General features: G+C 67.1%; 10 protein-coding genes and 1 tRNA gene. 8 read left to right on the plus strand and 3 right to left on the minus strand.

Translation table 11 applies throughout. The features are described 5' to 3' along the window. Positions 1 to 168 precede the first annotated feature (168 nt). The gene (locus tag BU124_RS00705) at positions 169 to 2,526 is read right to left on the minus strand and encodes an ATP-dependent helicase (protein WP_084860516.1); all 2,358 of its coding nucleotides are present in this window, start codon (positions 2,524 to 2,526) and stop codon (positions 169 to 171) included. A gap of 170 nt (positions 2,527 to 2,696) precedes the next feature. Between BU124_RS00705 and BU124_RS00710 the strand changes: the two genes are divergently transcribed. From BU124_RS00710 to BU124_RS00725, 4 genes are all read left to right on the plus strand, one after another. Then, on the plus strand, positions 2,697 to 6,140 hold the full coding sequence (locus BU124_RS00710; RefSeq protein WP_084860517.1) for a pyruvate carboxylase: 3,444 nt from the start codon (positions 2,697 to 2,699) through the stop codon (positions 6,138 to 6,140). A 102-nt stretch (positions 6,141 to 6,242) separates the two neighbouring features. Continuing rightward, positions 6,243 to 6,317 (plus strand) — tRNA-Gly (locus tag BU124_RS00715). A 124-nt stretch (positions 6,318 to 6,441) separates the two neighbouring features. Next, the gene (locus tag BU124_RS00720; protein WP_084860518.1) at positions 6,442 to 7,422 is read left to right on the plus strand and encodes a hypothetical protein; all 981 of its coding nucleotides are present in this window, start codon (positions 6,442 to 6,444) and stop codon (positions 7,420 to 7,422) included. 114 nt (positions 7,423 to 7,536) lie between these two features. After that, on the plus strand, positions 7,537 to 8,058 hold the full coding sequence (locus BU124_RS00725; protein WP_084860519.1) for a flavodoxin domain-containing protein: 522 nt from the start codon (positions 7,537 to 7,539) through the stop codon (positions 8,056 to 8,058). 3 nt (positions 8,059 to 8,061) lie between these two features. Here BU124_RS00725 and BU124_RS00730 read toward each other — a convergent pair whose 3' ends face one another. Both BU124_RS00730 and BU124_RS00735 read right to left on the minus strand, forming a co-directional pair. Then, complete coding sequence (locus BU124_RS00730) at positions 8,062 to 8,649, minus strand: GNAT family N-acetyltransferase (RefSeq protein WP_084860520.1); 588 nt, start codon at positions 8,647 to 8,649, stop codon at positions 8,062 to 8,064. Further along, on the minus strand, positions 8,649 to 8,888 hold the full coding sequence (locus BU124_RS00735; RefSeq protein WP_084860521.1) for an Lrp/AsnC family transcriptional regulator: 240 nt from the start codon (positions 8,886 to 8,888) through the stop codon (positions 8,649 to 8,651). Before BU124_RS00735 ends, BU124_RS00730 begins: the two co-directional genes overlap by 1 nt. Before the next feature lie 183 nt (positions 8,889 to 9,071). Between BU124_RS00735 and BU124_RS00740 the strand changes: the two genes are divergently transcribed. From BU124_RS00740 to BU124_RS00755, 4 genes are all read left to right on the plus strand, one after another. Then, the gene (locus BU124_RS00740; RefSeq protein ID WP_084860522.1) at positions 9,072 to 9,902 is read left to right on the plus strand and encodes a hypothetical protein; all 831 of its coding nucleotides are present in this window, start codon (positions 9,072 to 9,074) and stop codon (positions 9,900 to 9,902) included. Positions 9,903 to 9,982: 80 nt separating this feature from the next. After that, entirely contained in the window at positions 9,983 to 10,570 is a 588-nt protein-coding gene (gene hisB, locus BU124_RS00745) for an imidazoleglycerol-phosphate dehydratase HisB (RefSeq protein ID WP_084860523.1), read from the plus strand. After that, positions 10,567 to 11,205 carry an imidazole glycerol phosphate synthase subunit HisH gene (gene hisH / locus BU124_RS00750; RefSeq protein WP_084860524.1) on the plus strand — a complete coding sequence of 213 codons (639 nt, stop codon included), beginning with the start codon at positions 10,567 to 10,569 and terminating at the stop codon, positions 11,203 to 11,205. The genes hisB and hisH overlap by 4 nt, the downstream gene beginning before the upstream one ends. A gap of 117 nt (positions 11,206 to 11,322) precedes the next feature. Beyond that, positions 11,323 to 14,184, plus strand: a complete 2,862-nt coding sequence (locus BU124_RS00755; protein ID WP_084860525.1) for a monovalent cation/H+ antiporter subunit A — start codon at positions 11,323 to 11,325, stop codon at positions 14,182 to 14,184. Position 14,185: the final 1 nt, after the last annotated feature.

The raw sequence follows: 14,185 nt of genomic DNA on the forward strand, positions 1-14,185 counted from the left end.
CCGACTACAAGGGGCGCAGGTCTGGCCGCTACCGTTGCCGGGCCCGGACCACGATCGGACGAATCGGTGACCGCCGCGCGAGACGTCCCGACGAGAGCCGGGAAAACCGGGACCCCTGCCTCACTTGAAACCGGGATGGTCGTCTGGCCGCAAAAAACCGGACCCGGGTCAGAACGGCACGTCGTCCGCCTGCCCGGCGGCGACCACGAACTTGCCAACCACGCGCTTGTCCCCGGCCTTGTCGAAGGTGATCAGCAGCTTGTCGCCCTCGATCTCCATGACCTCGCCATAGCCGAACTTCTGGTGGAAGACCCGATCGCCCACGGTGAAGGACGACACCGCCTGCGCGTCGATCACGAGGTCGCGGGCCTCGCCGGGCTGGGTCATTGGCCGACGGTCGCGCCGGGCCTGCATGCGCCGCCAACCGGGCGAATTGTAGGCGTCGGCACCCGCGGCCCGGTCGGGCAGGTCGGACTGCGGCAGGTCCATGCCCCCGCCCGTATGGCCATAAAGCCCCGGCGGGGTGAGAACCTCGACGTGATCCTCGGGCAACTCGTCGATGAACCGGCTGGGCATTTGGCTCTGCCACTGGCCGTAGACCCGGCGGTTGCCGACAAAGGAAATGGTGCAGACCTCCTCGGCGCGGGTGATGCCGACGTAAGCCAGGCGGCGTTCCTCCTCCAGGCCATTGAGGCCGCTTTCGTCCATGGAGCGTTGCGAGGGGAACAGGCCATCCTCCCAGCCCGGCAGGAAGACGGCCGGAAACTCCAGCCCCTTGGCGCCGTGCAGCGTCATGATGGTGACCTTTTCCTCGCTTTCCTGGCTTTCGTTGTCCATGATCAGGCTGACGTGTTCGAGGAACCCCTGAAGGTTCTCGAACTGCTCCAGTGCCTCGACCAGTTCCTTCAGGTTCTCCAGCCGGCCCGGGGCCTCGGGCGTGCGGTCGTTTTGCCACATGGCGGTGTAGCCCGACTCATCGAGGATCACCTGCGCCAGCTCGACGTGGGTGTCGGCCTCGGCGCGCAGCTGTCGGTGCCAGCGGTCCAGCCCCTGCACCAGCCCGGCCAGCGCGCCGCCGCCCTTGCCCTTGACCAGCGCGCCCTGCACGCAAAGCCGCGCCCCCTCGACAAGGCTGACGCCGTTGTCGCGCGCGGTGCGCTGGATGGTCTGCACCGCCTTGTCGCCAAGGCCGCGCTTGGGAGTGTTGACGATGCGCTCGAAGGCCAGGTCGTCGTCCAGCGACACGGCCAGCCGGAAATAGGCCATGGCATCGCGAATCTCTTGCCGCTCGTAGAACCGCGGTCCGCCGATCACGCGGTAGGGCAACCCGATGGTCAGGAAGCGATCCTCGAAGGCGCGCATCTGGTGGCTGGCGCGGACGAGGATGGCCATGGCGTCCAGGCTCATCGGGTCGCGCCCGCGGGTGCCGCGCTGCAGCGCCTCGACCTCCTCGCCGATCCAGCGCGCCTCTTCCTCGCCGTCCCAGTGGCCGATCAGGCGGACCTTCTCGCCCGCGCCCGCGTCGGTGAAAAGTTCCTTGCCCAGGCGCCCCGTGTTGGCGGCGATCACGCCCCCGGCCGCGCCCAGGATATGCCCGGTCGAGCGGTAATTCTGTTCCAGCCGCACGACCTTGGCGCCGGGAAAGTCGCTTTCGAACTTGAGGATGTTGCCCACCTCGGCCCCGCGCCAGCCATAGATCGACTGGTCGTCGTCGCCCACGCAGCAGACGTTGCGGTGCCCCTGCGCCAGCAGCCGCAGCCAGAGGTACTGCGCGACGTTGGTGTCCTGGTATTCGTCCACCAGGATGTAGCGGAACCAACGCTGGTATTGCGCCAGAACGTCCGGGTGATCCTGAAAGATGGTGACCATGTGCAACAGAAGGTCGCCGAAATCGACGGCGTTCAGTTCCTTAAGGCGGCGCTGGTAGGCGGCATAGAGCGGCACCCCGCGCCCGTCGTAGGCACCCGTTTCGGCCACCGGCACGGTCTCGGGCGTCCAGGCCTTGTTCTTCCAGCCGTCGATGATGCCGGCCAGCATGCGCGGCGGCCAGCGCTTGTCGTCGATGTTCTCGGCCGCGACCAGTTGCTTGAGCAGGCGCTTCTGGTCGTCGCTGTCGAGGATGGTGAAGTTCGATTTCAGCCCCACCAGTTCGGCATGGCGGCGCAGCAGCTTGACGCAGATCGCGTGGAAGGTGCCCAACCACGGCATACCCTCGATCGTCTCGCCCATCAGCGCCCCGATGCGGCTTTTCATTTCGCGCGCGGCCTTGTTGGTGAAGGTCACCGACAGGATCTCGTTGGGCCGAGCCTTGCGGCTGTCCAGCAGGTGCGCGATGCGGCAGGTCAGCGCCTTGGTCTTGCCGGTGCCCGCGCCCGCCAGCATCAGCACGGGGCCGTCCAGCGCCTCGACCGCTTCGCGCTGGGCGGGGTTCAACCCCTCGAGGTAGGGGGCGGCGGGCCGCGCCATGGCGCGCTGGCTCAGCGGCACGGCGGCGTCGAAGGCATCGTCGTCGGAAAAGCTGCTCATGCGCGGCAGACTAGCGTGACTCGGCCCGAGGGGGAAGGACTGTTCGCCCAATGTTCCGCGCCCCGATCACGCGCGAATGTTACCGCTAACGGCCACCCGGTTCTCCGCTGTTTACACCCGTCGCGAAATCTTCATAGATTGCTGCAACTGCAAAAAGGGGAGCCTGACCCGTGGCCGATTTCCAGAAGATCCTTGTCGCCAACCGCGGCGAGATTGCCATCCGCATCATGCGGGCCGCCAACGAGATGGGCAAGCGCACCGTCGCCGTCTACGCCGAAGAGGACAAGCTGAGCCTGCACCGTTTCAAGGCCGACGAGGCCTATCGCGTGGGCGAGGGGCTGGGCCCGGTGCAGGCTTACTTGTCGATCGAGGAAATCCTGCGCGTGGCCCGGGCCAGCGGCGCCGATGCCATCCATCCCGGCTATGGCCTGCTGTCGGAGAACCCCGATTTCGTGGATGCCTGCGCGGAGGCCGGGATCACCTTCATCGGCCCGCGCGCCGAGACGATGCGTGCGCTGGGCGACAAGGCCAGCGCCCGACGCGTGGCCATCGAGGCCGGCGTGCCGGTGGTGCCCGCCTCGGACGTGCTGGGCGACGACATGGCGGCGACCCGCAAGGCCGCCGCCGAGATCGGCTTTCCGATCATGCTCAAGGCCAGCTGGGGCGGCGGCGGCCGCGGCATGCGGCCCATCGCCTCCGAGGAAGAGTTGGAAGAAAAGGTTCTGGAAGGCCGTCGCGAGGCCGAGGCCGCCTTCGGCAGCGGCGAGGGCTATCTGGAAAAGATGATCACCCGCGCCCGCCACGTCGAGGTGCAGATCCTCGGCGACAAGGCCGGCGAGATCTACCACCTGTGGGAACGGGACTGTTCGGTGCAGCGCCGCAACCAGAAGGTCGTGGAACGCGCGCCCGCGCCCTACCTGACGGATGCCCAGCGCGAGGAATTGTGCAGCCTGGGCCGCAAGGTCTGCGCGCATGTCAATTACGAATGCGCCGGAACGGTCGAGTTCCTGATGGATATGGAAACCGGTGCGTTTTACTTCATCGAGGTGAACCCCCGCGTGCAGGTGGAACACACCGTGACCGAAGAGGTCACGGGCATCGACATCGTGCGCGCCCAGATCCTGATCGCCGAGGGCAAGAGCCTGGTCGAGGCGACCGGCACCGCCAGCCAGTACGACGTGAAACTCGACGGCCACGCCCTGCAGTGCCGGGTGACGACCGAGGACCCGGCCAACAACTTCATCCCCGACTACGGCCGCATCACCGCCTATCGCGGGGCCACCGGCATGGGCATCCGGCTGGACGGCGGCACCGCCTATTCCGGCGCGGTCATCACGCGCTATTATGACAGCCTGCTGGAAAAGGTCACCGCGTGGGCCCCCACCCCCGAGGCCGCCATCGCCCGGATGGACCGCGCCCTGCGCGAGTTCCGCATCCGCGGCGTCAGCACCAACCTCGATTTCGTCATCAACCTGCTGCGCCACCCGACGTTCCTAAACAACGAGTATTCGACGCGCTTCATCGACGAGACCGACGCGCTGTTCGATTTCAAGCCGCGGCGCGACCGGGCCACCAAGCTGCTGACCTACATCGCCGACATCACCGTGAACGGGCACCCCGAAACGGCCGGCCGGCCGACGCCCGGCCCGGCGGCGATCACCCCGAAACCGCCCGTGCGCACGGCCGACACGGTGCCCGACGGCACCCGCCAGATCCTCGATCGCAATGGCCCCGCGGCGCTGGCGAAATGGGTACAGGACCAGCCGCAGCTGCTGGTCACCGACACCACCATGCGCGACGGGCACCAGTCGCTGCTGGCAACCCGGATGCGCTCGATCGACATGATCAACGCCGCGCCCAGCTACGCGGCGAAGATGCCCGGGCTGTTCTCGGTGGAATGCTGGGGCGGGGCGACCTTCGATGTCGCCTATCGCTTCCTGCAGGAATGCCCCTGGCAGCGGCTGCGCGACATCCGCGCCAAGATGCCCAACATCCTCACGCAGATGCTGCTGCGCGCCTCCAACGGGGTGGGCTACACCAACTACCCCGACAACGTGGTGCAGGAATTCGTCCGCCAGGCCGCCGCGAGCGGCGTCGATGTCTTCCGCGTCTTCGACAGCCTCAACTGGGTGGAGAACATGCGCGTGGCCATGGACGCGGTGCAGCACGCGGGCAAGGTCTGCGAGGGCACGATCTGTTATACCGGCGACATCCTGGACCCGGACCGCGCCAAGTACGACCTGAAATACTACGTCGGCATGGCGAAAGAGCTGGAACAGGCCGGGGCGCACATGCTGGGCCTCAAGGACATGGCCGGGCTGCTCAAGGCCCCGGCGGCCGGGGCGCTGATCCGGGCGCTGAAGGACGAGATCGGCATCCCGATCCATTTCCACACCCATGACACCTCGGGCGCGGCCATCGCAACGGTGCTGGCGGCCTCGGACGCGGGCGTGGACATCATCGACGCGGCGATGGACAGTTTTTCAGGCAACACCGCGCAGCCGACGCTGGGCTCCATCGTCGAGGCGCTGCGCCATACCGACCGCGAGACCGGCCTCGATATCGCCGCCATCCGCGAGATTTCCAACTACTGGGAAACCGTGCGCGCGCATTACACCGCCTTCGAGAGCGGCCTGCAGGCGCCGGCCTCCGAGGTCTACCTGCACGAGATGCCCGGCGGCCAGTTCACCAACCTCAAGGCGCAGGCACGGTCGCTGGGCCTCGAGGAACGCTGGCACGAGGTCGCCCAGGCCTATGCGGACGTGAACATGATGTTCGGCGATATCGTGAAGGTCACGCCAAGCTCCAAGGTGGTGGGCGACATGGCGCTGATGATGGTCAGCCAGGGCCTGACCCGAGCCGAGGTCGAGGACCCGGCGGTCGATGTCTCGTTTCCCGACAGCGTCATCGACATGATGCGCGGCAACCTCGGCCAGCCGCCGGGCGGCTTTCCCGACGCCATCGTGCGCAAGGTGCTCAAGGACGAGGCGCCCAACCTCGACCGGCCCGGCAAGCACCTTGAGCCGGTGGACCTCGAAGCCGTGCGCGCCGAGGCCAGCGAAAAGCTGGGCGGCATCGAGATCGACGACGAGGACCTCAACGGATACCTGATGTATCCCAAGGTCTTCACCGATTATGCCCGGCGGCACGAAACCTACGGCCCGGTGCGGACCCTGCCGACCGCGACCTTCTTTTACGGGATGGACCAGGGCCACGAGATCAGCGCCGAGATCGACCCCGGCAAGACGCTGGAGATTCGCCTGCAGGCCATCGGCGAGACCGACGAGAACGGCGACGCGAAGGTCTTCTTCGAGCTCAACGGCCAGCCCCGCACGATCCGCGTGCCCAACCGCAAGGTCAAGGCCGACAGCAAGCAGCGACCCAAGGCTGAGGCGGGTAACCCCGCCCATGTCGGCGCGCCGATGCCGGGCGTGGTGGCCAGCGTCGCCGTCCAAGTGGGCCAGACGGTCCGCGACGGCGACATGCTGCTGACCATTGAGGCGATGAAGATGGAAACCGGCCTGCACGCCGAGCGCGACGGGGTGGTCAAGGCCGTCCACGTCCAGCCCGGCGGCCAGATCGACGCCAAGGACCTGCTGGTCGAATTCGAATAGCCCGGATGGCGCTGCCCGCGGGCGGAAATTTCTGCCGCGCGGGCAGCATTTTCCGCTTGCAGGCCCGCGCCAGTTTTCCTAAACGATCGCCTACCGACGGATGCGGGTGTAGCTCAGGGGTAGAGCATTACCTTGCCAAGGTAAGGGTCGTGAGTTCGAATCTCATCACCCGCTCCAATCGGTTCTCCTGAAAGGGAAGAAAAAAGCACGTGGTGCCGACCGGCAAGTGCGGACTCCGGGGTTGCCGCGGGGCCTCTGGCGCGCCATGCTGTCGCACAGTCATCGTCCAGGGGGCCGACGGATGTGGGATTTCTCCATGAGCCGCGCCATGGGCATCATGCGCGCGACAACGCCGTTCCTCGTGTTCCGCATGGCGGTCTATTTCGGCATCGCGCTGGCCTATGTTCTGGTCACTGGCACCGGCGCCGGGATCGGCTGGGGAATCGGCAATTTAGGCGACGAAGAGTTCCGCGCCGGATCGACGTTCTATGGCGGGATCGCCGGCTTCGGCCTGACCGCGGGGGTGATCTACTTCCTGCGCGAATACCTGCTTTACGTGGTCAAGGCCGGCCACATCGCCGTCATGGTCGAGATGATCGACGGGCGAGACCTGCCGCGAGGCAAGGGGCAGATCTCCTACGCAAAGGACATCGTGACCGCGCGCTTCGGCGAGGCCTCGGTCCTCTTCGCGGTGGATCAGCTGGTCAAGGGCGTGATCCGGGCCATTACCGGGCTGGTGCAGGGCCTGATGAATTTCCTGCCGGTCCCCGGGCTGGACCGGATCATGGGCGTTGTGCGGGCCTACCTGCGCCTGGCGGTTGGCCTGATCGACGAGGTCATCCTGGCCCACGGTATCCGCACCCGGGCCGAGAACCCCTGGGACAGCGCGCGCGAGGCGCTGGTGCTTTACGGCCAGAACGGCGGGCCGATGCTGCGCAACGCGGCCTGGCTGACGCTGTTCACCTACGGGCTGTCGATCCTCGTCTTCCTGGTCATGCTGGCCCCGGCGGCCCTGGTCGTCTACCTCATCCCGGGCGCGTGGTCGGCCGGCGGGCTGGTCTTTGCCTTCGTCTTTGCCTGGGCGGTCAAGGCCGCGCTGATCGAGCCCTTCGCCATCGCCTGCCTGCTGCAGGCCTTTTTCACCATCATCGACGGTCAGACGCCAAACCCCGACTGGGAGGCGAGGCTCGACGGGGCTTCGCGCAAGTTCGCCCGGATCAAGGATCGCGCCATGAACTGGACCACCGGCGGCCGCGCCCCGGACGCTACCGCCGACGCCTGAGCGGCAGCAGAGCGCCGGCGCGCTTGTCTGACGCCTGCCCGGCGGGCTAAACTTCCACCGGCGGTGATTGGCGTGCGCGCGCCGCCCCGGATGCAACGAATGACGAGGTCCGCCATGACCGTCCCCATCCTCTTTCAATCCATCGAGGGGCAGACCCGCAAGGTCGCCGATTTTGTCGCCGAGGTGGTGCGCGGCTCCGGCAAGACGCCGCAACCCGTCGACATGTCGGATCCGACGGTCGAGGTCCCGCTGGACGACGCCGAAAAGGTGATCCTGGCCGCCCCCGTCCACGAGCGGCGCCACCCGCAGGAATTCGAGCTTTTCCTGACCGCCAGCAAGAACGAGTTGGCCGCTCGGCAAACCCTGATGCTGTCCGTCAGCATGAACGCCGCCTTCCCCGAGGGCCGGGACGAGGCGCAGGACTACCTGACCGAGATGCAGATGCGCACCGGCTTCACCCCCGATGCCAGCGCGCTGGTGGCCGGGGCCGTGCAGACGCCGAAATACGACTATTTCGCTACCCAGGTCGTCCAGCACGTGGTGCTGAAGGGCAAGGACTTCGACGCCGAGGCGGCGGAACACGAGTTCACCGACTGGGACGCGCTGCGCGCCACGCTGACCGAGTTCCTCGCCTGAGGCCTACAGGATCGGCACCTGCGGCGCGGCATCGCGTGGCAGGACCCCGGTCAGGCGCGGATCGTCGGCCACCTCGACCTGGCGGGCATACGGCGTGAAGCCCGAGCGGATGTAGAAGGCCAGCGCGGCGGGGCTGTCGAGGCTGCAGGTATGGACATGGAACCGGGTGATCGACCCGGCCCAGGCCAGGTCCAGCGCCCGCTCCATCAGCCAGCGCCCGGCCCCCTGCCCCTGCAGCTGCGCCGCCAGCCCGAAATAGGCCAGTTCGCAGGCGCCGGCCACGCGGAAGTCAAGCTCCAGCAGGCCAAGGTCCTGCCCGCCCTGCCGCAGCGAAAAGACCTGCACGTCGGGGTCGTGCAGGATGGCCCCCAGCGCCGCGTCCTCCAGGCTCAGCCGCGAGAACCACAACCAGTCGCGCCCCACGCGGGTGAACAGCGCGCGATACCAGGCCGGGTCGGGGCGGTCATGGGCCACCAGGTCGGCCGCGACCGGTGGCACGGGCCGCGGCGCGGGGCGCTGGACCATCTGCAGGTGCGTGACCACCGCGGCCAGCTTGCCCGGCGGGACGTCCCGAAGCCCGTCGAGCAGCATCAGAAGGCCTTGAATGTCAGGGTCGTCAGGCTGCGTTCGATGCCATCGATGTCGAGCAGGTTCTCGTTGATATAATGCCCGACGTCGGCGGTTTCGGGAACGTAGAGCTTCATCAGCAGGTCCCACTCGCCCGACGTCGAGTAGAGCTCGGAGTGGATTTCGCGGAACGCGATGGCATCGGCCACGCGGTAGGTGGTGCCGGGGCGGCAGCGGATCTGGACGAAGACACAGGTTGTCATGGCGCGGGTCCTTGCGGTTTCGGCGCAGGCTGGCACGGGCGCGCGCCAGGGGCAATGCGATGTCGCCGCGCGGTCACGCTCCGGCGCGGGCCGCATGCAACGGGGACCGGGGGCGCTGGTCCACGCATCCGAAAGGCGCTACAAGAAGAAACGGGTGCCGCGCGCAGCAGACAGGAGTTGCATATGACCAAGGCCATGTTCGTGATGTCGACCGGGCGCTGTGCGACGCAGTTCCTGGCCCATGCCCTCGAGGACCGGGCGGGGGACGTCGTGGTCGAACACGAGCCCATCGGGCCCCGCTATCGCCCGCGCCTGGGCTATCGCAAACCCAACAAGCTCTACGAGACGCTGGGCCGAAACCTGCACATCCAGCGCAAATTCTTCGAGGTCGAGGAGCACCTTTCCGCCGGACGGCGGTATGTCGACGTGGGCTGGCCCACCTTCGCCTGGCTGGACTACCTCGAAGCCCGTTTCGGCGACCGGTTCGAATTCATTCACCTGGTACGGAATCCTTTCCACGTCGCGGCATCCACCCTGACCCACGGGGCCTTTGCCGGACGCGAGGACATGCGAACGCGAACCTGTTTCATCCGCGGCACCGACCGCAAGGTCATCCACGGCGAATTCGCCGAGACCTATGACGACTTCACCCCCTTCGAGAAAGCCCTCTACAGTTGGCTCGAGATCAACGCCCACGTACAGGGCGCCCATGACAAACCCGGCTTTCGAGGGTTGTTCCGGTTCGAGGAGCTGTTCTCGGGCGATAAAGGGGCGCTGGATGGCATCGCGGCCACGATCATGGGCCGCCCCATTACCGGCCTGACATCCGATCCTTATGACCAGCACAGCGGGCGACTGAAGGCGGGAATAGAACTAAGAAACGAGGCCCTGCATCGCACCGTCGTTGATCGCGCGGTTTCCCTGGGTTATGACCGGGACGATCTGGAGAGCTCGCTCGATGTGCCGGAACTGGAAGCGCTCTACATGGCCAAGCGGGTCGCAAAAGCCACCTGAGGCAGCGATACTACTTGGTTGGCGGAGGCTCCCGGAGGCCCTATAAGCACCATAACCAGAACCTGAAAGGCGCCGCCGCAATGCGCAAGGCCGCGATCAGCCGCACGACCGCCGAGACCGGGATCACCGTCGAGATCGACCTCGACGGGACCGGCCAGTATGACAACCGCACCGGCGTGGGGTTCTTCGACCACATGCTCGACCAGTTGTCGCGACATGCGCTGATCGACATGTCGGTGCAGGCGACGGGCGATCTGCACATCGACGCGCACCACACGGTCGAGGACTGCGGCATCGCGCTTGGCCAGGCGCTGGTGCAGGCGCTGGGCGACAAGCGTGGCATCTCCCGCTACGGGGAATGTCACCTGGCCATGGACGACGCGCAGGTGCGCTGCGCGCTGGACCTGTCGGGCCGGCCCTACCTGGTCTGCAATCTGAACCTGCCCGCCGAGCGGATCGGCACCTTCGACACAGAGCTCGTGCGCGAGTTCTTCCAGGCGCTGGCCACGCACGGCGGCATCACGCTGCACATCAACCGGCTGCACGGGTTCAACAGCCACCACATCGCCGAGGCCGCCTTCAAGGCCGTCGCGCGCGCCCTGCGGCAGGCGGTGGAACCGGACCCGCGCAAGGGCGATGCCATCCCCTCGACCAAGGGGGCGCTGTGACCACCGCGCTGATCGACTACGACAGCGGCAATCTGCACTCGGCTCAGAAAGCCTTCGAGCGCATGGCGCGCGAGGTGGGCGCGGGCGATGTCGTCGTCACCTCGGACCCCGACACGGTGCGCCGGGCCGACCGCGTGGTGCTGCCCGGCGACGGGGCCTTTCCCCATTGCCGCGACCAGTTGTTCGGCCTGTCGGGCATGGCCGAGGCGGTGACCGAGGCCGTCGAGACCCGCGCCGTGCCCTTCCTCGGTATCTGCGTGGGCATGCAGATGCTGGCGACGACGGGCCATGAATACAGCGAAACGCCCGGCTTCGGCTGGATTCCGGGCGAGATTTGCCGGATCACCCCCGACGATCCCGCCCTGCCGGTGCCGCACATGGGCTGGAACGACCTGCGGGTGGACCGCGCGCACCCGGTACTGGCCGGGCTGGACCAGGGCGATCACGCCTATTTCGTCCACAGCTGGGCGATGCGGGTCGCCGACCCCGGCCACCTGATCGCGCATGTGGACTACGGCGGACCGGTCACCGCGGTCGTGGGCCGCGACACCATCGTCGGCACCCAGTTCCACCCGGAAAAGAGCCAGGCCACCGGCCTGCGCCTGATCGCCAATTTTCTGTCCTGGCGGCCCTGAGCAGCGCTACGGCCCGCGCGGTGGGGGTAGTCATTTCCGTCGGGATTCAATTGCATCGGCCGCGCAATTGCAGCATATCTCGGGGAACGAAACAACGCGCAGGGGGCAGGCCGGCCGATGAGCGAGGGAAACGTCTTTCTGATCATCATTGCGCTGTTGCCCTTTGCCGGGGCCCTGATACCGGGGCTGATGATCCGGGCCGGGCGCAATGCCTGCGCCAGTTTCACCGCCATTCCGACGGCCCTTGCCCTGACCATGCTGATAGTGCTGGCCCCCGGCGTCATGCGCGGCGAGGTGATCCAGTACGAGTTGCAATGGCTGCCGCAACTCGGGCTATCGGCCTCGTTCTTCCTCGACGGGTTGGGGCTGCTGTTCGCGGGGATGATCCTCGGCGTGGGGCTGCTGATCACGCTCTATGCGCGGTTCTACCTGTCGGGCGAAGATCCGATGGGGCAGTTCTACACCTACCTGCTGCTGTTCCAGGGTGCGATGCTGGGCATCGTGCTGTCCGACAACATTCTGCTTCTGCTGATCTTCTGGGAGCTGACCTCGCTGTCGTCCTTCCTGCTGATCGGCTATTGGAAGCACCTGCCCGAGGGGCGCCAGGGCGCGCGCATGGCGCTGGCCGTGACCGGCGCGGGCGGGCTGGCGATGATCGGCGGCATGCTGATCCTCGGCAACATCGTGGGCAGCTACAACCTGACCGACATCCTCGCCGCAGGCGACCAGATCCGGGCGCATGAGTGGTACATGCCCGCACTGATCCTGATCCTGCTGGGCGCCTTCACCAAGTCGGCGCAGTTCCCCTTCCATTTCTGGCTGCCCCACGCCATGGCCGCGCCGACGCCGGTGTCGGCCTACCTGCACTCGGCCACCATGGTGAAGGCGGGGGTCTTCCTGCTGGCGCGGATGTGGCCCACGCTGGCCGGCACCGAGGCCTGGTTCTACATCGTTGCAACCGTGGGCCTGATCACCATGGTGCTGGGCGCGGTGATCGCGCTGTTCAAGGATGATCTCAAGGCGCTGCTGGCCTTCTCGACCGTCAGCCACCTGGGCCTGCTGACCATGCTGCTGGGCTTCGGCACCGAGGCCGCAGCCATCGCCGCGACCTTTCACATCATCAACCACCTGACGTTCAAGGCCGCGCTCTTCATGACGGCCGGCATCGTCGATCACGAGGCGCATACCCGCGACATCAAGCGGCTGGGTGGGCTGGCCCGGCTCATGCCGGTCACGACAGTCATCGGCACCGTTGCGGCGCTGTCCATGGCCGGGATACCGATGTTCAACGGCTTCATTTCCAAGGAAAAGATGCTGGAAGAGGCCGCGCATACGGTCTGGTATGACAATCCCTGGATCGTGCCCGCGCTGGCCACGCTGGGGGCGCTCTTCTCGGTGGCTTATTCGCTGCGCTTCATCTTCCATGTCTTCGGCGGGCCGGTGCGCGACGACTACCCGGCCAAGCCGCATGACCCGCCCTTCGGCATGTGGGCCGCGCCGGCGCTGCTCTGCGTGCCGGTGGTGGTCATCGGGGTGCTGCCGCATCTGGCCGAACCGCTGGTCAATGTCGCCGCCGGGGCCGTCACCGGCGTGGAACAGCACGCGCACCTCAAGCTTTGGCACGGGCTGACCCCGGCGCTTTACATGTCGGTCATCGCGGTGATCGGCGGCGCCGTCCTGCTTTTGCTGCACCGCCCGCTGGACCGCGCCTGGATTGCCGCGCCGCGCCCCGAGGCCAAGGTGATCTTCGACGCGCTGATCGGCGCCGCGGTCACCCTGACCCGGGGCGTGACCGACCGCCTGTTCACCGGTCAGATCAGCCGGTATCTGGCAATCTTCGTCGCGGCCTCGATCGCGCTGGGGCTGGCGGCCTTCACCGGCGGCGGCCTGGCCCCCGCCAACCGTGCGCCCCTTCCCGTCGATCCGATTGTCTGGGTCGGCTGGCTGCTGCTGATCGGCGCCACGGCCCTGGTCGTGGTGATGCACCGCCACCGGTTCCGCGCGCTTGTGCTGATCGGGGTGATCGGCCTGATGATCGCCTCGGGCTTCGTCTTCCTGTCGGCCCCGGACCTGGCGCTGACCCAGATCTCGGTCGAGACGGTCACCATCATGCTGCTGCTGATCGCGCTGCACTTCCTGCCAAAGGAAACCCCGGCCGAGAGCGGCCCCGGCCTGCGCCTGCGCGACGGCGCCATCGCCACGGCCGCGGGGGGCGCCGTGGCGGCGGTGGCCTACACCTTCATGCGGCGCGACGTCGACACGATCTCGGACTATCACCTTGCCAATTCCTACGAGGGCGGCGGCGGCACCAACGTCGTCAACGTCATCCTCGTGGATTTCCGCGGCTACGACACCTACGGCGAGATCATCGTGTTGGGCATCGCCGGGCTGATCATCTACGCGGTCATGGAGACCCTGCTGAACGGCCCGGCCGCGCGGCGGCTGCGCGCCATGGAACTGTCGCAGGACCGCTCGCGCGACCGCCACCCGCTGATGATGGTGGTCGCCACCCGCGTAATGATGCCCATCGCGCTGATGGTGGGCATCTACATCTTCCTGCGCGGCCATAACCAGCCCGGCGGCGGCTTCGTGGCGGGGCTTGTCGTCTCGATCGCGCTGCTGATGCAATACATGGCCTCGGGCTTTGCCTGGACGCAGAACCGCCAGCGGATCAAGTATCACACCATGATCGGCTGGGGCGTCCTCATCGCCGGGCTGACCGGCGCGGGCGCCTGGCTGGCCGGCAAGCCCTTCCTGACCAGCGCCTTCGGCTACGTCCACTGGCCGCCCATCGAGGAGTTCGAGCTGGCCACCGCCATGGCCTTCGACCTCGGCGTCTTCCTGGCCGTGCTGGGGGCGGTGATGCTGATGCTCTACAGCCTGTCGCGGCTGGCCCGCCACGCCGGCGAGACCGTCAACCTGGAACCTATGGACTACGACCCCGTGGTGCGCGAGGACAAGCGCGAGGAGGAGGCCTGAC

Origin of the sequence: Salibaculum halophilum (assembly GCF_002094885.1) — a bacterium.
Classification (GTDB): domain Bacteria; phylum Pseudomonadota; class Alphaproteobacteria; order Rhodobacterales; family Rhodobacteraceae; genus Salibaculum; species Salibaculum halophilum.